The sequence below is a fragment of the Proteus hauseri genome (assembly GCF_004116975.1).
Classification (GTDB): domain Bacteria; phylum Pseudomonadota; class Gammaproteobacteria; order Enterobacterales; family Enterobacteriaceae; genus Proteus; species Proteus hauseri.
In genome coordinates, this window is sequence record NZ_CP026364.1 from 3,278,866 (window position 1) to 3,300,139 (window position 21,274).

The window sequence follows — 21,274 nt, forward strand, 5'->3', positions numbered from 1 at the left end:
AAAAAGGGCATTTTTCTCATCATGTTTCTTATGGTTCTACTTGTTTGGTTGTTTTTAGTTCTATTTTGGTTTGTTTTATCATCAAATTATTGGCGTGAGCGTTTTTTACTATACATTTGTCACGCCCCAGTTTCGATAATGACAGTTTTCTTCTAAAACTAGATAAAAATAAGTAAACCAAAAGGAGAGCCGTGCGATAAAAAATTTGATAATAGGCATGTCGGTTATTCTTATAGATATGAACATGGTCTACTATTTAAAAATAGTAATGCAAATTAACAATTCTATTATCAGTCGCTATTTATCTTTTAGATGAATCATTGGGCCACTTTATCCAGATGAAATGCAATTAATAGTGCAGCTGACATTAAAAATGCAATAAATAATCCTACACCAAGCCAACCAAAGTTAACCCAAAATACGCCACCTAAAGTGCCCGCTAAACTAGAGCCTGCATAATAAGTAAATAAATATAACGATGATGCTTGAGCTCGTCCTCTTTTAGCTCGACGTCCAACCCAGCTACTAGCGACTGCATGTGCAGCAAAAAAACCTGTGGTAAGAATAAGCATCCCAATAAAAATGATAGGTAATGATTCTACTAATGTAATAAGTATTCCAACTAACATCATGGTAATGCCGGCAATAAACACTTTGCCTAAACCATATTTGGTTGTTAATAATCCAGCTTTAGAAGCACTATAAGTACCACTAAGATAAACCAGAGAAATCAAACCAACAGTAGTTTGGCTTAAGGAATAAGGCGCATCTAATAAACGATAACCAATATAGTTAAATAAAGTGACAAAACCGCCCATTAATAACCCGCCTTCAATAAACAGTAAAGGCAAACCTTTATCTCTAAAATGTAATTTAGTGGTGATAAGTAAGTTACGTGGTTTTAATGTTGAAGGCCTAAAATGCTGCGATGCCGGTAATATTCTCCAAAATATAATTGCAGCTAACAGGGCAAAAATTCCTAAAATAACAACAGATAAACGCCAAGAATAATAATCACTTAGTACTCCTGTTATTACCCGACCGCTCATTCCACCAATTGAATTACCGCTAATATATAAACCCATTGATAGCGCTAAATAAGCAGGATGAATTTCTTCACTTAAATATGTCATTGCTACCGCAGCAACGCCACTTAAGGAAAGACCAACTAGTGCACGACTGATCAAAATACCTGTCCAGCTATTCATGGTGGCACTTAATAAAGTAAAAAATGCAGCACAAAAAAGCGCGATCACCATGACATTTTTACGACCAAAAGCATCAGATAAAGGCCCTGTAATTAATAGCCCACATGCCATTAATGCAGTGGATAATGAAAGGGCAAGGCTACTTGTTGCTGGGCTTATTGAAAATTCATCAGATAACACAGGCAAAATAGGTTGAACAAAATAGAGCAAGGCAAATGTCGCTAGACCCACCATAAAAAATGACACCGTCACTTTTATATAAAGTGCATCATCTCGCTGAATATAATGTTTAGGATTAACAGAGAGAGAGGACTTTTTCAATGCATTTAGTGGTATATCGGTATCTAGCTTTATGCTTTTTCTACCTATTTCTTGAGTATCCATATTAATTTAGCGTCCATTAGTTAAATTTGATTTGTATCAATGTTAGAAATATTTGATTTTTTTGTCTAATATATTAATCATTAAGAATAATACTTTTAAAGTATCATTGATTGTGTGATGAGGGATTGTGAATATTGAACTTAGGCATTTGCGTTATTTTATTGCTGTAGCTGAAGAACTACATTTTGGTAAGGCTGCTGAACGATTAAATATTTCCCAGCCACCTTTAAGTCAACAAATACAAGCGCTTGAAAATGAAATTGGCGCGAGATTGCTTGAAAGAACAAATCGTTCAGTTTCTTTAACGCCCGCAGGACAAATGTTTTTAAAGGAGTCTTATCAAGTCTTAGCGCAAGTTAATGCTGCCGCAATGCGAGCATCACGAATGGAAAAAGGTGAGTTGGGGGAAATTTCGATAGGATTCACTTCGACTACTCCGTTTATGCATTTAGTGACATTAAGTTTACGTCAATTTAGAGAAAACTATCCTGAAGTTGGTATTCATATGCATCAAATGAATACAAAACAACAAATTCCACCGTTGGTCACAGGTCGTATTGATTTAGGTATTATGCGAAATACGGTGTTGCCAGATACCTTATACCACCAGCTATTGTTTCGCGAACCTTTTATTTTGGCTGTGTATGAAGGCCATCCTCTATTGGCTTATAAAGAAACGGGCGTGAATATTCATGATATTGGCCAATATCCCTTTGTCTTTTTTGAACGTGATGTCGGTACTGCGCTTTATGATGAAATAATTCAACTACTTAGTTTATCGGGGATCACACCAACAATAGCTCAAGAGGCTGGGGAAGCAATGACTATTCTTGGATTAGTTGCCGCAGGATTAGGAATATCAATTGTAACTGAATCATTTACACGGATGAAAGTTGATGGTGTGCATTACTTGCGTTTTGCAAATTCTCAGGCATTTTCTGAGGTTTGGTTAGTCTCTCATAAACAAAGAACAATTCCTGCTGCCGCAAATAGATTGACACAATTATTATTGAAAAATATCTTTGATTATCAAAAATCTTGATCCACCTGTGTTTTAGGATCCGATTTTTATGTAGTATTGTACAACAATCACAAGTTAGCGACATAATCGATAAAAAGATTTATTTGGAGCTGTGAATTAATTAAGGCTTCTATTAAGGATGACATATAATGGGGAACCAACCTAGCCATATTGATCACGTAAAACAATTTAATCTGGGCGCTGTCTTCCGGTTAATTGATGAGCATGGTCCAATTTCTCGGATTTCCCTTTCTAAAAAAGCTGAGCTCGCACCTGCAAGTATTACTAAAATTACCCGGGAATTAGTGGAAGCACATCTTATTCATGAAACAGAATTTTCTGGCCTAGGTTTTCGTGGTAGGCCCGCTGTTGGATTAAAACTAGAGAGCAACGGGTGGCATTTTCTCTGTATTCGTATCAATGACGGTAATTTGTTATTTAGCTTACGCGAATTAGATAGTCATTTAGTCGTTGAGGATACCTTTGATTTTCCTAAAAGTTACAGTGAAGATTTCCTACATCATTTTTTAAGTGCAATAGATGAATTTTTTGAACGTTATCAATCATATGTTGAGCGTTTAACAGCAATTAGTATCACTATGAATGCAATTGTTGATCCAATAAGCGGTATTATTCATAGTTCACCTTATTATTGTGTTAAAGATATTCCTCTCGCTGAACAAATCCATAAAAAAACAGGTGTTTCTGTTTTTTTACAGCATAATGTAACCGCATGGACAATGGCTGAATCACTTTATGGTGCAGCTAAAAAAACAACTGATGTTTTACAAATCGTTATCGATGATATCGTTGGTGCTGGGGTGATCACCAGCGGAAGAACGCTACATTCTAATAGTCACAGTGCAGTAGAAATTGGCCACACAAAAGTTATCGACTCTCAAAATAGCTGTTATTGCGGTGCAAAAGGGTGTTTAGAAACTGAAATAGCCCTTCCTTATTTGCTGAAAAAGGCGCAATTTTTAGCGACAAAAAATCCAGACTCGCTGTTAAACCGTTATCCTATCACTGTTGAATCGTTGTGCGATGCTATTTTAGTGGGTGATACACAAGCAATAGAGATTATTAACTTAGTTGCTGATCGCTTAGGTTTTATTCTTGCTGTTATGGTAAATACCTTTAATCCTCATAAAATATTAATTGGTTCGCCACTTTGCCGAGCTAAGTCAGTATTCTTTCCCTTACTTCTTCGTAATATTCAAAATCACGTATTACCTCGTTATGCACAGACATTAATTATTGAAGAAACTGAGCTTCGTAATAAAGGTACGCTACCTGCAGCTGCATTAGTGAAAGAAGCTTTATATAACGGTTCTTTGTTAATTGAATTAATGCAAGGATAAAATAAGCATAATAGAACGTAAGAAAAATGTTTTATATCCGTAAATATGACAATTGATCATGACTGAATTCTCTATTTTATAGCAATTAACCAAAAAATTGAGCTATCTCAAGCCACAAGAAACGGTGTTACCCTAAACTCTAATCTCTGTCATTTTTTGTGAACCTGATTTTATCTGTCATAACGGAAGTAAATTATATGTTAACACGTTTGTTTGTTACGGGGACAGATACCAACGTAGGTAAAACTGTTGTAACCCGAGCACTTCTTCAATCATTAAATCGCAGCGGGTCAACAGCAGTGGGTTTTAAACCTATCGCAACCGAATCACATGAAACGGTAGAGGGCGAGCGTAATCGTGATGCACAGATTATTCATAACTCTTCACCAGTTGAAGTTCGCTACGACGAAATTAATCCTATTTTGCTAGAGAACTGTTATTTAAGTAAAAATGAAATTGATTTTAATCAGATTTCGAATGAATTAAATAAATTAAGCCAAAAAGCAGAATGTGTTGTTATTGAAGGCAATGGTGGTTGGCGCTATTTGCTTGATGATACAACTTTTTATTCTGAATGGGTCGTTAAAGAGCAAATACCTGTTATATTGGTTGTTGGTATTCAACCTGGTTGTGTTAACCACTCAATTTTAACGGCACAATCTATTGCAAACGATGGCTTAAAATTAGTTGGTTGGGTTGCTAATAGAATTAACCCAGGGTTACCTTATTATGCGAAAATTGTTGAAAGATTATCACAGCATATTCAAGCGCCGCTAATTGGTGAAATCCCTTATTTGTTACGTCCTGAAGAAAGAGACCTTTCTTGTTATCTTGATTTAAGTCAGCTAGAAATTGCTCAACCAGCTTAAATTAATAGATAAGACTAAATTCAATAATATTGAATAGCATATTACTAGATATAAAGAATTTATAAATAAGTAGTTGGGTAGGTATGCGTAAATTGTTCCTCTGAACTTTACGATAACTCGCTACGTTTTAAACGCCTAATGAAGAAACACATTGGGTGTTTTTATTTTTTAGCTTATATAACTTATATAAAATGACAGCAAATTGTAATTTCAATGCACAGAAAGCATTAATAGATTTAGAATCAATAGGTTCGCTATAGGTTTAATTATTGAAAAGGGCGCAAGAAAATTTGCGCCCTTTGTTATTTTATATAGTCATAAAAATCTTAATGATTAATGACGAGTGTAAATGATCTTTTTAGAGTCATTTTCACAAGTACCTACGACTTTACCTTCAGTCTGTGCAACTTGGTCATTTTCTACTACAACTAATGTAAAGTTAGCAGCAGGTACACCATTGTTTACAATTTTTTGTTGGATGGCATCAACAACTTCATCACAACCTGCATTAGCAGCTAATGGTGCGAATGCAAACATTGATACCATGGCAGCAAATAGATATTTTTTCATATTAATCACTCCTTGTTTTATTGCAAAACATCATTGTTTCGCAGATTTAGTTTATGGGTTAACTGGACGGCCTGTATTGCTATCTAAGCAGCGTCTTGTCTCTGATTCCCAATATGCATAGATATTGGCACTTTTCAAACATGCATCACGTTCATCAATTGCTTTATCTAGCTTATTAAATTCGATTTTTTCACGCTCATTAACTTGAGAACGAAGGTCTCGTTTTTGATCCCAATCTTCTTTTAATTGTCTCGCTTGCTCTTTATCTAAAGAGTTTTCATAGCCATTGCCATTGATGGTGACATTTGTTGAGGCAACAGAAGAAAAAGAAGACACTGATAAACCAAAGAATAAAGAGAGGAACAATAAAGTCCCAGTTACTTTTTTCTTGGTAAAAATACTTATCATGATTGATATCCTCTAAAAATAAATGCGGCTACAGTGTCAATGACTATTCTATACTAATAATTATATCTGATTTCTTAACAGAAAATGAATTTTCAGTGCGCTTAGTTTTGCCGATGAACACTTAATCCAGCAAAAGACTGGCTTACTGGCATCATTTCTAATGTATTAATATTAACATGAGCGGGTAATGTAGCCGTCCAATAAACGGCTTCTGCGATATCTTCTGGTGTTAATGCGTTTGCACCAGAATAAGTTTGCTCAACTTTATTGGCATCACCTTTAAAGCGAACTAATGAAAATTCTGTACCGCCCACAAGGCCTGGCTCAATATCAGTTACACGAACTTTCTTGCCCTGAAGATCTGCGCGCAATCCTAAGCTAAATTGTTTAACAAAAGCCTTTGTTGCACCATAAACATTTCCCCCCATATAAGGCCAAGATGCAGCGGTTGAACTAATATTAATAATGTGACCTTGGTTTTTCTCTACCATTAAAGGCAAAATTGCGCGAGTGACATGAACTAGACCTTTATTATTAGTATCGATCATGGTATCCCAATCATCAAGACTGGCTTTATCAGCAGTATTTAAGCCTAACGCTAAACCCGCGTTATTAACTAATACATCTATAGATTGCCATTTTTCCGGTAGATGTGAATAGATTTCAGCCACAGCTTTTTTATCAGTAACATCGAGTTGTAAAGGATAAAATTGCTCGCCAAGCTCTTTATGCAAATGTTGTAATTTTTCAAGACGACGCGCAGTACCAATGACTTTATGACCATGACTAATAAAGTGTCGAGCGATAGCTTCACCAAAACCAGCAGAAGCACCTGTAATAAATATAATCATTTAATTACCCTCAATCGTTATAATAATGAAAGTAGAAAGGTATCGATAAAAAGAGTCAAGTTGAAAAAAAAGCTTTGCAATAAATCAGTCTAAAAATAGGGTTCTTTACTAATGAAAAATATTTTTATCTTCAATATTAAGATATTGATCTGTTTTTAACTGGGAAACAAATATGTTTTTTAGTTGATATTTATGAACTCTAGATTTACTGCGTAAAAATATCATCATAATAAAGAGATAACTTATCGCGACGATAGCAATTGTTGGCGATAAAAGAAAGCAGAAGTAACATAAGAGTAATGTTGCAACAATACGGATTGTGAATCACTAAATGAATTATATAGTTTCTACCTAATTTTATAGTTCGATGCTGGGCTTATAGTGATATAAACCCAGCATAGCACAAGAAAAATGGAAAATAGGGTTATTTTTTACCGACTTGATGACCGATAACACCACCTAATACACCACCACCGATAGTACCTAAAGCGCTACCGTCAGTTAAAATAGCGCCACCCACTGCGCCTGCACCAGCACCAATTGCTGTATTACGATCACGTTTGCTCATATTAGAGCAACCAGTTATAGAGAAAAGAACTACAAAAACGACGATAAGTGAACTCAACTTTTTTGCCATGATATTCATTTTTATAAACTCCAAAACAAAGGACAATATAACGATATATCTATCGTATTATTACTGGCATCAGAATAATCGGGAAGCAAAGGGTGAAAGAATCTTAAAATGACAATACTAAACATATATTTTAAATGCGCTTTATCAAAATAAATTTGATAAATTGTATTATTATTTGATATTGATTTGTCTAGTAACTGATTTTTATAATCATAATTAGGGTGAAAATAGCAATATGATCTTAATAAATAAAATAAAATCCCTTTCGGCACAATTTACCTCAGGTTATTTTGGTGTTGTGTTGGGTATGATTGGAACAGGCATGGCTTGGCGATATGCAGCTCAAGAGTATGGCTATCCTTCTTATATTGGCGAAGGGTTTATTGGCACTGGTTGTGCTATTTGGCTTGTTTTAGTATTGTTTTTTATTATTAAATTCATCGGCAATAAACAAAGTATTATTGATGAGGTAAAACATCCTGTCGCCGGCGGATTTTTTAGTTTATTGCCTGCTACGACCGTTTTAGTTGCGATAGGATTAAATCCATATTTTTCTGTTATGCCATTAATCCTTTTTAGTGTAGGGGCTATTGCACAGTTATTCTATGCCTGCTGGTTAGTTGGCTATCAGTGGAAAGGTGAATATCCTAAAGCAGCCACAACACCCGTTTTATATTTACCTACAGTCGCTAATAACTTCATCTGTGCTATGGCATGTGGAGTATTTGGTTTCAATGATTTGGGGATCCTCTTTTTTGGTGCAGGTGTGTTTTCTTGGTTAAGTTTAGAACCTGCAATATTAAAAAGAATAAGAAGTGATGGCTTGATGGATGAAAAATTACGTTTATCATTTGGAATTCAATTAGCGCCTGCATTTGTTGCCTGCAGTGCTTATTTAGCTATCAATAATAACCATATCGATTTTTTTGCCAAAATGTTATTAGGCTATGGACTGTTGCAACTTTTGTTTATGCTGCGCTTGGTACCTTGGTTTTTTAAACAACCATTTTCACTTTCTTTTTGGAGCTTTTCTTTTGGGGTTTCTGCACTGACTAAATCCTCATTAAATATCAGCATAGCATCAGAAAGTATATTTGTGAAAATGCTATCAATTTCATTATTTTTCTTTGCAAATCTAATGATCATATTGCTTATTTTGGGATCATTGATATGGGTTTTTAAAGGTATAAAACAGCTGTTTTTCGTTCAGAAAACAACTGTAGAAATAGAGTGATAAAATCTCAATTAATTAAAAAAGCCTAAACATAATTATCGAACTTTAGGCTTTCACGATGTTCATCCTAAGAAAGGCAATAACAAGACACAACACCCATAATATCCATATTTTTAAAAAGGAAAGGGGAGACATCTTTCAAATACATCTAATATTGAATAAATTAATTATGTTGAATAAATAATCTAATATTTATGTTCGTATTTTTAAAGTACAAGATATAAATTAATATTTTCAAATAATACTTAGCTCTTTATTTATACCTTAAATAAAGAGCTGTTAGCAGAATAATTATCTGTAAATTAAAAAAAGAGCAGAAAAACTAAATTCGAATCGGCTTTCTACTTAGAATAGCGATTGTATTTCCGACGAATACCGCTGAGTAATATAAAGGTACATATATCAGTCCTAAAGCCACCATCATTACACCTATAGATAGCATGAGGGCGACAGTACTATCCGGTGATGTTATTTCCAATATTCCTTTATCCCAGCCATTTAAAAACACTTTATCTTGTAATTTTGCAAATAGCCAAGATGCTCCCACAAGGATAGAACCGAGCCAAAAACTTAGCCAACATAATGCTGCAGTAAACGAGATCATATTATTTTTCATTTCTACTTTTCCTTGCCATATAATAATTTAAAATGATAACACTATTTATTTTTCTTTAATTGAAATTGCTTATTTAATAATAGGAAGATTGTTAAATTATATTATTCTTTTTATTTTAATCAAATAAAAAACATGTAATCTAGCTATTTTTAATTATTTTTATACATAAAGATATATCTTTAATTACTATTATCTTAAGGGATAGTTCACTATGGTTATGAAAAATATCCTAACCATTTATGATACTTTTTGAAAGTATAAATAACTTTTTATTTTAATAAGTTATTTTAGAATAGTTATTTTAGAATAGTTATTTTAGAATAGTTATAGTCTATATTATTTCAAAATGGATTAAAATTATGTATCAATAACACAAAGAAAAAACGTATAATAAAAAGCTTCTCCATTTCGGTAAAACTTAGGTTTACCTGAATAGCGAAGCTGGCATAGATTAGAAAGATTACACTAATCTCTAAATTTAGACTGAACAGTTTCATTTATCGCTATAACAGCGAGATCTCCATTTTTTAAATGAGGAATGATGAGTTCACTAGTTTTGGTGAATCGATGTCCGACTCTTATTTTATAAGATTTAGTTGACCAGCTTATAAATCCAGTGAAATAAATCGCATCTGATACGTCTCTCCAAGTTGTCCCTGATTTTCCTTTTGTCCAAGGAAATATACCTCTGAACACCCAGACGCCTGTATCATCAATCCAGAAGTAAAATGTTTTTAAAAATAGAATGTTACATATGAAATTAATTATTCCAGCAATAATAATAATGTAGCCAGCTATTGATAATATGGTTATGTTTGACTGCGAGAACCCAAAGCCAATTAATAATATTATCAACAGCACAATGATTGGTCGAATATATGCTACCCATGAAAACTTGTAGACTGAATTGCTAATGTTATTATTTGCTGACTCCATAAATATTCTCCGATAGTATTTTACTAAAATAGAGTGGCCAAAACCGCTCACCAAATTGATTAATTTTTCTATACTATCATAAAAAATTTTTACTAGAAGTAGATAACTAACAGAAGATAAAAAATGAGAACTTAAAAGCAAAACAAATAGTTAAATTGTAGAGCAAGAGACAAGATTAGTAGCATCGATACTGAATATGGAGAGTAAACTTATATAATAGTATTTATCTTAGAAGATAATAATTGAAATAAACCAACATAATCAACCAGCCAAAAACAGAGATTTCATTGATTATCCGTATCTAGATATCAATATTCGTATAATGTATATTATGTTAAATTGCGTATATGGATGACTAATAAAGATGTTGTTAATCCAGTTAACTACACGATATCGAAATACTTGGCAAATATCTTATGCCCTTTTGCGCTAATCGTAATCTCTCTATGACCAGGATGCCTTATAAGCCAACTTTGTTTTTCAGCGTGCATAAAAAAAAGCACTCCAACTTGTCCACCTAAATGAAAACGGCGTTCACTCCAATCTAAACATGGACAGCAAATTTTTCTTGAGTTATTGAATTCAAAATTGATGCCCATCTTTTTAAACTCTTCTAAACCCAACGTTGTAATTTCTAATCCATTTTCTGTGATCCATTTTTTTTGGCAAAGTGAATCATAAATACTAACAGCAATTTCACCGGCTAAATGGTTATAACAGGTTCTCGATTTTCTAATATTTAATGGTGTTGTGATTTTGGCTTTTGAGATATTACTCACAGATAATCCCATAATGCTTTCAATAACACTGGCAACTCTTTCATTAGCAAGTCGAAAATAACGATACTTTCCTTGTGAAATTACGGTAATTAATTGACTGTTCACTAATTTAGTTAAATGACTACTTGTGGTTGATGCAGATACTTCTGCTGCAACACTCAGTTCAGTCGCTGTCCATGCCCTTCCATCCATTAAAGCACATAGTATTTTAACTCTAGAACCATCAGAAATAGCCGCTCCAATAGTGGCTATTTCTGATTCTAATGTAGATTCATGTGTTATTTCTAAATTTAACTTTGTCATTTATAATTCTCCATGACTCTACACCTTATAACCCTATAATAAACACTTTATCAGTAATTATGATATTAGGCTGCTAAATTTGTAGTCAAAAGCCAAAGCTGCTATAAAATTGATATTATAAATATTTATTTGTACTGTTTTTTAATGATTATCTTATAACTACTTTTTTAATCTTAAATAATGCTATACCTAAAGATGACATAGAAGGTAACCTACATAAGAAGAATACAAAAGGTAATTGATAGGTAATGCTAGGAATTAAATTAATAAAATAGCCTGAAGTGGTCGAATTTAAATATTGCAGCATTCCCATAAGTGAAAGATGCAATACCCGATTGAGATTTAACACTTGCCATTGTTAATGCTGTTAAATTACCAAATATTAATCCTAATGCTCCTACGCCTATTGCCAATAATGTACCAAATGTTATCAGTGATATATTGTCAATATTCGTTGCAATAAGTAGCGTTATTCCTATTGCTGTATGAACTATAACTCCTAAGATAATAACTAACCCGATGAGCCATTATAGCCATACAGTGAAAATTCAAGCATTGAGGCACGAGTTAATTTTTCAAATTCCCATTTTACCCTCTTTTTTATATCGCTACCTACCGGTTGGTCGTATTGTAAGGAACAAAAAAATAGATGCAGCTAAAATATATTTTTTAATTGCATCTGTATAAATTAAATAATAGAAATACTAAGGGGTTCTAGTCCATCAATATTAGCCAACTGATTGCAAAGCAATAATTGATAATAATATTATGTGAATATTCTTGAGTTATATATTTACCAATATATTTTTTTTAAATATTATTTTCTTGAAAATTGGACGCATAAAACACCTAAAATAACTAACCCAATACCAAAAATCTTGCTTAATGGAATTGAGCTTTGGTTCATACCAAACCAACCGAATTGCTCTATAAGCGCTGAAATAATCAATTGCCCCGCAATAACCATAACAAAAAAGGTCGTACTGCCGATTTTAGGGACTAAAATTAATGCAGAAGTAAGGTAAAGCATACCAGCAATACCACCAAACCAGATCCATATTGGTTGACTAAAAATCTCTACACTAAAATTAGGTCTTGGTACTTTAAAAATAAATAGTAACGGAATTAAAACCATAATGCTGACTAATAATGATATTGCACTTGCCCATAATGGATGGCCTAATTGGCGTGCTAAGATAGCATTGCTTGCGGCTTGAATTGGAACAACTGCACCTGCAAGTAGTGCAAATATTGCGAGTAAAATCCCTGATAATGAAAGAGTTGACATAAAAACCTCACGATTAATGTTTTATCAATAATGATTTAGCATCATATTAGTGAGCGGTCTCAACATTGGGAAATGAACAATTTTATAAGGTGGTATTCGTAGCGTGAATAACTTAAGAAAATTAGATTTAAATCAAATGGTTACTTTGTTCTTTTTGTTAAGAGAACGTCATGTTAGCAGAGCTGCGGAGCTACTACATAAAAGTCAGCCAGCGGTTAGCCACTCCTTAAATCATCTTAGAGAATTGTTTCAAGACCCCCTTCTTATTCGTCATAATGGTCAATATCAATTAACAAGCAAGGCCGAATCATTATATCAGCCATTAGCTCAAGCATTAATACAGCTAGATGGCATTATTGAGCAGCAAGATTTTAAGCCTATTCATTGCCAGCGACGATTTAATATTGCGATGTCAGATTATGGTGCGGCTCTTATTTCCATAAAATTAATTCATTATTTATGTACATATGCACCAGATGTGGATATTAAAATATGGCATTGCAGTCGAGAAGAAATGCAAAGTAAATTACATGAAGGAAGTTTAGACCTCGCATTTGGAGTATTTAACTCATTAGATTATACACTGCGCTCTCAGTCGATATTTACGGATAAGTTAGTCAGTGTTATGGATAAATCGGTTTATCCTAAATTAACGATTAGCTTAACTGATTGGCTTTCATACCCTCATATATTAGTTAGTATGAAACCTTTCGATGCCAATGAAATTGATCATCACCTTCAATTAATTAATCAACAGCGCCGTATCGCTATTACAGTACCTTATTGGCAGATAGCCCCTCAATTATTAGAGAAGACTAATCTTATTCTTACAATAGCGCAAAAAGCGATCCCTAAAGATATGATTGAAAATTTTTCTATTTTTAAACCTCCTTTTGATATTCCAGCCTTAGAATTTCAAATGATATGGCATCAGCGCAGTGATAATGACAGCGCATTAAACTGGTTAAGAGAAACTATTATTAACCTTTTAAAAGATGAAACTAAAGAGCAGCAATAATCTTATTATATCAATAACGATATGGGCTAATTTATCAAGCTGTATCGTTTTTAATATCTATTTCACTTCAGCTACTTTTCATTACGGATCTTGCTGATTAAGCTAATTTTTAACTCTTTAGAAATAAAACTTGCTTCAATTGCGTCTATATTACATTGTTGGAAGTCCTCTTTATTCCAACCAAAAACATCATGTAGTAGCTGATACTCTTTATTTAATGTTGTATTTGCTACAGTTCTAGCATCAGTATTAATATTTAATTTAACACCCTGCTTTTTTAATTTATCGACAGAATGTTGTTCTATCGTATTGTATACATTGCAGATAATATTACAGCTAGGACAAACCTCTAATAAAATATTATTATTTTTAAGTTTTTCAATAACGGTCATATCTTCAATACTTCTTACACCATGACCAATACGTGTTACTTGCAGTTTATCTAATGTTTCATTTACGCTTTCAGCGCCTTTCGCTTCTCCTGCATGAGCAATAAGGTTGCTACCTGCTTTTTTTACATAATCAAAAGCGGCAATATGATTTACTAATGAAAAGCGTGCTTCGTCTGCGGCTAAATCAAGAGCAACAACACCTTTATATTGATAATCGACCACTAATTTAGCTGTTTGCATACTTTGTGCTTTATTAAAATGGCGAAGCGTACAAAGAATCAATCTTGCTTGAATTCCTTGTTTTTGAGCAGATGCGTTCATTGCATTAATAACAATTTCAACGACCTCTTTTGCTGTTAAGCCGTTTTTTGTGTGTAATAAAGGTGCAAATCTTAATTCAGCATAAATAACGTTATCAGCTTTAATTTGATGGAAAAGATCATTAACAGCTAATGTTATTGCTGTTTTAGTTTGTAAAATATCAATTTGTGGTGTGATCTTACTTAAAAAATCACCTAAATCAAAACATTGTTCAGTAGCGACAAAGGTGCGATTAAATTCAGCCAAATCCATATCAGGATAAATCTGTTTAACATAAAAATAGCTCAAAGAAGTATCTAAATGTACATGTAGTTCAACTTTAGGCAATATAGTGGGATTAAAGGCTTCAACATCATTAAGTAAGTGTTTCATTATATTCTTCTCTAAGATGAAATTTAGATTACTCTACCAAGGTAAACAGACTAGAAAAAGGACATATGCCCTATTATCAAAATGGTATTATCGGTAATATTTAATCTAAGATAATTGGGCATAGAGCAACGGCATGGAAATAATCAGTGAGAAAAAAACACGAAATAATTTTATAAGAAAGCACGAGCTAGATTTGTGTTTTTCTGATGATCTCTTATTTTCATTAAGATTAATGAAAATTAATGCAGGAGAATATTTACTCACTCAAAATAGTCAGATGACTCATTTATATTGTCTGGTTGAAGGAAAATTACAAGTTGAGCGATATGAAATAAACGGCAACCGCATTATATTTTCATTTGAAGAGGCATTTTCTGTTATTGGTGATTTAGAGTTATTTTTAGATAATCAGCAAGTAAACTTCGGTGCAGTACAAGCAATAACACCCTGCTATTTATTAACCTTACCACTTAATATCGTGCAACAAAAAGCATTACATAACACTGAGTTTCTAACGTTTATTTGTCGCCAGCTGAGTAAAAAACTTTATCATTCATCAATATTGCATTCTCAGTCACACTATTGCGTTGAATTTAAACTACGTCGATATCTACTCTTTAAAACACAGCAAAATGGATTATCTTTTCACTTAGAAAAAAGAGATGCCCTTTCTGCTATGTTAGGTGTTTCAACTAGGCAATTAAATCGAGCATTAACCTATTTAGTTTCCATAAATATTATTACGCTAAAGAACAAATCAATAACGATATTGGATAGTGAAAAACTTGCTGAAATAAAAGAATAAAATAGGTTTAATGTATTAAATAGCAATAAACCTATTTTCTAATATTGATAAATTATGCGGCTATGAATAAACAGTTTGTTTTTTATAATATAGCGAGGGTTTAATAGCTATGTGAATAGTTTTTATATCTATAACCTTGAGACTTCATACATTCAGCAATAAGCTCGGTTTTTTCGTTAGAATTTACTTTTGCAATTCCAATATCAAACTTACATTTTGCTAATGTATTTTGAGAGTCATCATAAGGCACCCCCTCTTTATACCAACCAGGACCAGCAACACAGCCGGATAATATTAATACGGCTAAAATAACAGTAAATATCTTAAAAAATTTCATTGTATACACTTAAATTAAAATGAATAAGACAAGCCGATAATAGTTATTAGGCCATATTTTTGTTGCGTAATACTGCTATTGGCGGCATCACCTAATAAATAGTAACCTCCATTTTTGAAGTTTAAATAAAAATCGTTATTTATTTTATAGTTAATAGCAAATAAAGCGCCCACATCTTTAAAACCTGCCTTAGGAATAAACTCTGTAAATTCAGTATCTAAAGATTGCTGATGACTAACACCAAAATAAGCTTGGTTATAATTTTTATTTACATAACGCGTTGAGATATTTGAATCAATTGACCAATCATTATTTAAGTCAAAATGTGAATTTATACCAAACTCAATTCGTGTTGCATTATCAACATTAATATCACCATATTCTCTATTTCCGAGTGCAGTGAGAGAGTTAATATAAACAATGTTTTTATTTATTACATAATTTAACTCAATCCCAGCTGCTGCTGCGCCTTTTAAGTCTCCCATGCCTTTTAAATCTTTATTTTTATTACCTGCAAAACCTATTTCCTCTTTTCTTCCTTGCATATAACTGCCAATTATTCCGAAATTGAGGTTGTCAAAGAGATTATATTGCCACTTAGCACCTTGGGTTCCTATGCTAAAAACACCATAACTCTCTGTCGTTGCTGTATATTGTGCTATAACATCAGGAGTGACAATATATTTATTAGAACCCTCATAAGCCGAGGCCATTCCTAGACCCAATCCAAATTGAATATCACCAGCCATTAATGGCGATGAAATAATAAGAGGCAGCGTAGCTGCAATATGTTTAAATGACATAATGTTCCTATGCAGAAATAATGAAATATAAATAGTGGTTAATAAAAATAAAAATAAAAATAAAAAGTAATTAGGTAATATTAATAAATAATATTTAGCGCTATTCTTCCAACTGTTTTATTAAAGATAATTTTGATTTTTCAATATATTCTTTTAATCCTTCGCTGTCATAAAAGGCAAATTTATCTCCATTGTTTAGTTTGTTCAATTTATTCACAAGGTTAAACCTATCACCTTTGCTAGCAATAAATATATCAACCTTTTGATTAGCTAAAACATTTTGACTATATTTTAAATCCTCAACTATTTCAGGGTAATTTAGATTGTTTTTTAAAAAATAATCAGGTGTAGCTAAGCTATCCGCATAAATCAATACATCATCATTCTTTAATGTTATTTTCCATGATGTACTTCCTGGTAAATGACCTGGCGTGAATAACGCGGTAATAACAATATTACCCACTACAAACGACTCGTTATCTAATAATTCTATATCAGTATCAACTGGTGGAAATAATAGTGCATCACCTAATGCAAAATCTTCAGCGCCGCCTAATTTTAATTGTTGAGCATTTATTTTATTTGATACAACTTTTGCACCACTAAGCTCTTTTAGTAATGCAATTCCTCCCGCTTGATCTAATCTGGCGTGGCTATTTAAAATATATTTTATATCTTTCACATCAAAACCAATGGTTTCGATATTTTTCTTTATTTGCAATGCGCTTTCATTAAGCCCTGCATCAATTAGAATATGGCCATGATCTGTTGTTAATAAAATAGATGTCAGATTTTTTGTACCGACATACCAAACTTGTGGCGCGATTTCAAACGGATCAATAGGTTTTGCCCATTCTTGAAATATATTCATGGGTGGTGCCTTTGATAATGGTTGCGCTGGATTTAAAGCTTCCACAGCGATAGGCGCAAACATCATTCCCAATGCTAATAGTGTTAGTTTTTTCATCTTTTCCGTTAATCATTTGTAATTGAAAGCTGATTTTAGTATAAAGAAAATGAATTCTGCTCATTAGTAAGCAACTAAAATGAATATTGCTCAATTTGATTTTAATCTCCTTAAAGTTTTGTATGCCCTTCTTCAAACGGGATCAACCCGAGATGCAGCACTAAAACTTGGTATATCTTCTTCTGCGGTAAGTCACGCATTAAGCCGGCTTCGTGTCGCTTTAAATGATCCGCTTTTTAAAAGAGAGAATAATTGCCAAGTGCCAACACCTTTTGCTTTAGCATTAAAAACGCGGTTGGTACCGTTATTTATTTCGTTAAATGATGATTTATTTAAAGATGCCAATGAGGAAGTAAAAGAATTCAAGATAGTTATTCCACCAGCATTAACGAGCGTGATTACTTCAACGTTAGCGAGTTTATCTTCACAACTGAATTTTTCGCTAGAGTGCATACCCTTTCAACGACGTTCATGGAGAGAGGAAGTACTTGATGGAAGTGTCGATTTAGTTTTGGCTGTTGGTGATTATCAAAACCCAGTGTCTTCATTGCGTTTTGATGATGTAGGATGTGCAAGATTGGTCGTCATTTATGGTGAACCATTACGTGCAAACTTTAAAGGCGTTAATCAAATAAGTCTTGAGCAGCTAGTTGCTTATCAGCATGTTTATTGTTTACCCTGGGGGCAAGATGACAATGAAATAGATAGGCAATTACGTAGAAGAGGTTTAAATCGAAGTATTGGATTTAAATGTCATGATTATTCGCAGGTGATCCCTGCAATTACTGCGGCGCCTTATATTGCTATAGTGCCAAAACCGTGGCTAGATGTTTTACCAGAAAAGACAAGAGTTTATGAATTACAGCTTAACGATGAATTAGCTATTGGTAAATTATTTTTGATGCATAGAAAGTCGTTATCACCTTGGAAGAAAAAAACAATTTCATCTTTAAAATTAAAGCTTAAATCTTTTTATATCTGACTATTATTAATACAGATTAAAATTTCTGTGTTTTAGTCTAAAATAATTTAACTATATTATTATGAAACCTAATTCTCAACATCATGAAAAAAACACATAAACAGACGCTCTTATCTTTATTACTTCTATTAATTATTTTAGCTTTTGGGTCATTTTATTGGCTTAAGTTACCCTATTCTTTTTCCTATCAACGCCAAATTGCAACTGATTTTCTTAATAACATTAACAACAAACAGTTTGAGCAAGCATTTGAACTAACACAAAAGAATATGTATACAGGAAAAACATTAGAAGCGTTTAAAGAAAAAGTATTCAGAGAAATAAGAGGCTCTAATTATACCTTTGCTTATAATTTTCCAAATCAAACAAACGGTAATCGGCTACGTCGTTGGTTTAATGGTTCTGAAATAGAAATGAAAGATGTCAATTTAGAATTTAAAGGAGCCTCAGATCTTAGAATTACATTAAGACATATTGGTGATAATAAATGGAAAATTTATTATATGACTAGTCATGCGGGATAAATTATTTTTTATTTAAAATAAAAGATATATTTAAGTATCGTGATATCTTTATTTTTCATATGTACATCTAGCGGTATTTATTATTCATAATTAGTTATCTGAATTTATAAAAGTAATATTAAATCAACATGTTAGATTGGTCATTCAAATGGCCGATTTAAGTTGTTCATTTTTTTTGAGTTCTTAAAACAAATGTTTTAAATGGTAATGATACAAAGTTACGCTACAATTTTAATTAATCTATTGAAATAAATATCAGTAAAATTATTGGTTTAATTATTAATTAGTTACGCTTAAAAATCATTATCTATATTGTTTATATTCTAGTGATTTATCTCCTTTTCATTTAAGAAAGGGGTAATTCCTCTACAATAGGAAATCAAAAATCATGAATAAATCTTTCGCGTCAGAAATATTTATCAATGGTGATATTCACACGCTTGATAGAGAGGATCCTATCGTTGAAGCTGTTGCTATCGCAAAAGGTAAATTTCTTTTTGTTGGCTCAAATGATGAAGCCATGCAGTTTAAAAATGATGAAACAAAAATAATCGACCTTAAAAATCACGTTATTATTCCGGGATTAAATGACTCACACCTTCACCTTATTCGTGGTGGATTAAATTACAATCTTGAATTGCGCTGGGAAGGCGTACCTTCTCTCTCTATTGCCCTTGAGATGCTAAAAGCACAAGCACAAGTGACCCCCTCACCTCAATGGGTACGTGTTGTTGGTGGTTGGAGTGAATTCCAATTTGCTGAAAGACGGATGCCAACCTTAGATGAGATTAATGCGGTTTCTCCTGATACCCCTGTATTTGTGCTCCACTTATATGATAGTGCGTTACTCAATAAAGCCGCATTACGGGCTATTGGTTATACCAAAGATACCCCTAATCCCCCAGGTGGTGAAATTCAACGTGACACGAATGGTCACCCAACGGGATTATTAATTGCTAAACCTAACGCAATGTTACTTTATTCTGCCTTAGCTAAAGGCCCAACGTTACCTCTTGATTACCAAGTAAACTCCACTCGTCAATTTATGCGAGAACTCAATCGCCTTGGTGTTACTAGTGCAATAGACGCTGGCGGTGGATTTCAAAACTATCCTGAAGATTATGAAGTCATTGCTGAATTAGCAAGACATGAACAGCTTACTATTCGTATCGCTTATAATTTATTTACTCAACGACCAAAACAAGAGTTTGAAGACTTTCAGCAATGGACATCGATGGTATCTCCAGGGGAAGGCAGCGATTTTTATCGCCATAATGGTGCGGGTGAAATGTTAGTTTTCTCAGCGGCTGATTTTGAAGACTTTTTACAGCCAAGACCCGACCTACCTGAAAATATGGACGCTGAACTAGAAAAGGTGATCCGCCATTTAGTTGAACACCGTTGGCCATTTCGTTTACATGCCACTTACAACGAATCCATTAGTCGCATGTTAGATGTATTTGAAAAAGTGAATAAAGATATTCCTTTTGATGGATTACATTGGTTTTTTGATCATGCAGAAACTATCAGTGAGAAGAATATTGAACGGGTAAAAGCGTTAGGCGGTGGATTAGCGATTCAGCATCGCATGGCGTTTCAGGGGGAATATTTTTCTCAGCGCTATGGAGCTGAAGCGGTTAAACATACCCCACCTATAGCCAAAATGCTCAATGCTAATGTACCCGTTGGTTTAGGTACAGATGCCACTCGTGTTGCAAGTTATAACCCGTGGACAGCGCTTTATTGGTTAGTTTCAGGTCGTACTGTGGGTGGTATGCAAATGTATGATGCTAATAATCGTTTAGATAGAGATACTGCATTAATGCTCTGGACGATGGGAAGCTCGTGGTTCTCTAATGAGCAAGGCAAAAAAGGACAAATTAAACAAGGCCAACTTGCTGATTTTGTCGCCCTTTCTGCTAATTATTTTGCGGTACCAGAAGCAGAAATTAAAGCAATTGAATCACTGCTGACTGTTGTTAATGGCAAAATTGTTTATGCAAACGACACATTTGCACCGTTAGCACCACCTTCTATTCCTGTGTTACCTGATTGGTCGCCGGTTACCAAAGTGCCAGGTCACTACTCATATCTACAGCAAGAAACTCAAAGTGCAGTATTAAATCAATTGCATCAATGCTGTGGTGCTTGTCATGTTCATGGACACCAGCACGATATTGCACGTAAATCGGGTATTCCTATTTCAGATGATAATGCTTTTTGGGGCGCTGTAGGTTGCTCTTGCTTTGCATTCTAATGTTTTTATCCCTTACTTATTATGGCCAGCA

General features: G+C 33.4%; 22 protein-coding genes. 9 read left to right on the forward strand and 13 right to left on the reverse strand.

Annotation, left to right across the window (positions count from 1 at the left end; all coding sequences use genetic code 11):
- Positions 1–317 precede the first annotated feature (317 nt).
- Positions 318–1,592, reverse strand: coding sequence for an MFS transporter (locus PH4a_RS15005; protein ID WP_129040842.1), 1,275 nt, complete (start codon positions 1,590–1,592; stop codon positions 318–320).
- Between the two features lie 127 nt (positions 1,593–1,719).
- On the opposite strand from PH4a_RS15005, the gene PH4a_RS15010 reads away from it, so the two are divergent.
- The 3 genes from PH4a_RS15010 to bioD all read left to right on the forward strand — a co-directional run bounded on the left by PH4a_RS15010 (position 1,720) and on the right by bioD (position 4,843).
- On the forward strand, positions 1,720–2,634 hold the full coding sequence (locus PH4a_RS15010; RefSeq protein ID WP_129040844.1) for a LysR family transcriptional regulator: 915 nt from the start codon (positions 1,720–1,722) through the stop codon (positions 2,632–2,634).
- Between the two features lie 128 nt (positions 2,635–2,762).
- Positions 2,763–3,974 carry a sugar metabolism global transcriptional regulator Mlc gene (mlc, locus tag PH4a_RS15015; protein WP_129040846.1) on the forward strand — a complete coding sequence of 404 codons (1,212 nt, stop codon included), beginning with the start codon at positions 2,763–2,765 and terminating at the stop codon, positions 3,972–3,974.
- Between the two features lie 197 nt (positions 3,975–4,171).
- Positions 4,172–4,843 (forward strand): dethiobiotin synthase, encoded by a 672-nt coding sequence (gene bioD / locus PH4a_RS15020; RefSeq protein ID WP_064719864.1) that lies wholly within the window; start codon positions 4,172–4,174, stop codon positions 4,841–4,843.
- Between the two features lie 333 nt (positions 4,844–5,176).
- Here bioD and PH4a_RS15025 read toward each other — a convergent pair whose 3' ends face one another.
- From PH4a_RS15025 to osmB, 4 genes are all read right to left on the reverse strand, one after another.
- Positions 5,177–5,413: a DUF1161 domain-containing protein gene (locus PH4a_RS15025; protein ID WP_064719865.1), complete on the reverse strand. Its 237-nt coding sequence runs from the start codon at positions 5,411–5,413 to the stop codon at positions 5,177–5,179.
- Positions 5,414–5,464: 51 nt separating this feature from the next.
- Positions 5,465–5,821, reverse strand: coding sequence for a DUF1283 family protein (locus PH4a_RS15030; RefSeq protein WP_129040848.1), 357 nt, complete (start codon positions 5,819–5,821; stop codon positions 5,465–5,467).
- A 101-nt stretch (positions 5,822–5,922) separates the two neighbouring features.
- Positions 5,923–6,672: a bifunctional NADP-dependent 3-hydroxy acid dehydrogenase/3-hydroxypropionate dehydrogenase YdfG gene (gene ydfG / locus PH4a_RS15035; protein ID WP_129040850.1), complete on the reverse strand. Its 750-nt coding sequence runs from the start codon at positions 6,670–6,672 to the stop codon at positions 5,923–5,925.
- A 424-nt stretch (positions 6,673–7,096) separates the two neighbouring features.
- Positions 7,097–7,318, reverse strand: a complete 222-nt coding sequence (osmB, locus tag PH4a_RS15040) for an osmotically-inducible lipoprotein OsmB (RefSeq protein ID WP_064719868.1) — start codon at positions 7,316–7,318, stop codon at positions 7,097–7,099.
- A 226-nt stretch (positions 7,319–7,544) separates the two neighbouring features.
- Between osmB and tehA the strand changes: the two genes are divergently transcribed.
- Entirely contained in the window at positions 7,545–8,543 is a 999-nt protein-coding gene (gene tehA, locus PH4a_RS15045; protein WP_129040852.1) for a dicarboxylate transporter/tellurite-resistance protein TehA, read from the forward strand.
- Between the two features lie 322 nt (positions 8,544–8,865).
- Here tehA and PH4a_RS15050 read toward each other — a convergent pair whose 3' ends face one another.
- The 4 genes from PH4a_RS15050 to PH4a_RS15065 form a co-directional block, all read right to left on the reverse strand.
- Complete coding sequence (locus PH4a_RS15050) at positions 8,866–9,159, reverse strand: hypothetical protein (protein ID WP_129040854.1); 294 nt, start codon at positions 9,157–9,159, stop codon at positions 8,866–8,868.
- 465 nt (positions 9,160–9,624) lie between these two features.
- The gene (locus tag PH4a_RS15055) at positions 9,625–10,095 is read right to left on the reverse strand and encodes a hypothetical protein (RefSeq protein ID WP_129040856.1); all 471 of its coding nucleotides are present in this window, start codon (positions 10,093–10,095) and stop codon (positions 9,625–9,627) included.
- Positions 10,096–10,478: 383 nt separating this feature from the next.
- Positions 10,479–11,177 carry an ArsR/SmtB family transcription factor gene (locus PH4a_RS15060; protein WP_129040858.1) on the reverse strand — a complete coding sequence of 233 codons (699 nt, stop codon included), beginning with the start codon at positions 11,175–11,177 and terminating at the stop codon, positions 10,479–10,481.
- 817 nt (positions 11,178–11,994) lie between these two features.
- Positions 11,995–12,465 carry a DMT family transporter gene (locus PH4a_RS15065; protein WP_064719872.1) on the reverse strand — a complete coding sequence of 157 codons (471 nt, stop codon included), beginning with the start codon at positions 12,463–12,465 and terminating at the stop codon, positions 11,995–11,997.
- Positions 12,466–12,568: 103 nt separating this feature from the next.
- Here PH4a_RS15065 and PH4a_RS15070 point away from each other — a divergent pair, with 103 nt between their 5' ends.
- Positions 12,569–13,483 (forward strand): LysR family transcriptional regulator, encoded by a 915-nt coding sequence (locus PH4a_RS15070; RefSeq protein ID WP_129040860.1) that lies wholly within the window; start codon positions 12,569–12,571, stop codon positions 13,481–13,483.
- Positions 13,484–13,554: 71 nt separating this feature from the next.
- Here the strand turns inward: PH4a_RS15070 and add are convergent, their stop codons facing one another.
- Positions 13,555–14,568 carry an adenosine deaminase gene (gene add / locus PH4a_RS15075; RefSeq protein ID WP_129040863.1) on the reverse strand — a complete coding sequence of 338 codons (1,014 nt, stop codon included), beginning with the start codon at positions 14,566–14,568 and terminating at the stop codon, positions 13,555–13,557.
- A gap of 133 nt (positions 14,569–14,701) precedes the next feature.
- Between add and PH4a_RS15080 the strand changes: the two genes are divergently transcribed.
- Positions 14,702–15,373, forward strand: a complete 672-nt coding sequence (locus tag PH4a_RS15080) for a Crp/Fnr family transcriptional regulator (RefSeq protein ID WP_129040865.1) — start codon at positions 14,702–14,704, stop codon at positions 15,371–15,373.
- Positions 15,374–15,473: 100 nt separating this feature from the next.
- On the opposite strand, the gene PH4a_RS15085 is transcribed toward PH4a_RS15080, so the two are convergent.
- The 3 genes from PH4a_RS15085 to PH4a_RS15095 form a co-directional block, all read right to left on the reverse strand.
- Positions 15,474–15,710 (reverse strand): hypothetical protein, encoded by a 237-nt coding sequence (locus PH4a_RS15085; RefSeq protein WP_129040867.1) that lies wholly within the window; start codon positions 15,708–15,710, stop codon positions 15,474–15,476.
- A 14-nt stretch (positions 15,711–15,724) separates the two neighbouring features.
- A complete protein-coding gene (locus tag PH4a_RS15090) occupies positions 15,725–16,513 on the reverse strand; it encodes a MipA/OmpV family protein (RefSeq protein ID WP_064719877.1) in 789 nt (262 codons plus the stop codon).
- A gap of 100 nt (positions 16,514–16,613) precedes the next feature.
- Positions 16,614–17,480, reverse strand: a complete 867-nt coding sequence (locus tag PH4a_RS15095; protein WP_129040869.1) for an HARLDQ motif MBL-fold protein — start codon at positions 17,478–17,480, stop codon at positions 16,614–16,616.
- 79 nt (positions 17,481–17,559) lie between these two features.
- Here PH4a_RS15095 and PH4a_RS15100 point away from each other — a divergent pair, with 79 nt between their 5' ends.
- From PH4a_RS15100 to PH4a_RS15110, 3 genes are all read left to right on the forward strand, one after another.
- On the forward strand, positions 17,560–18,462 hold the full coding sequence (locus PH4a_RS15100; protein ID WP_129040871.1) for a LysR family transcriptional regulator: 903 nt from the start codon (positions 17,560–17,562) through the stop codon (positions 18,460–18,462).
- A gap of 83 nt (positions 18,463–18,545) precedes the next feature.
- Positions 18,546–18,986, forward strand: coding sequence for a hypothetical protein (locus PH4a_RS15105; protein WP_129040873.1), 441 nt, complete (start codon positions 18,546–18,548; stop codon positions 18,984–18,986).
- 388 nt (positions 18,987–19,374) lie between these two features.
- Positions 19,375–21,243 carry an amidohydrolase gene (locus tag PH4a_RS15110; protein WP_129040875.1) on the forward strand — a complete coding sequence of 623 codons (1,869 nt, stop codon included), beginning with the start codon at positions 19,375–19,377 and terminating at the stop codon, positions 21,241–21,243.
- Positions 21,244–21,274: the final 31 nt, after the last annotated feature.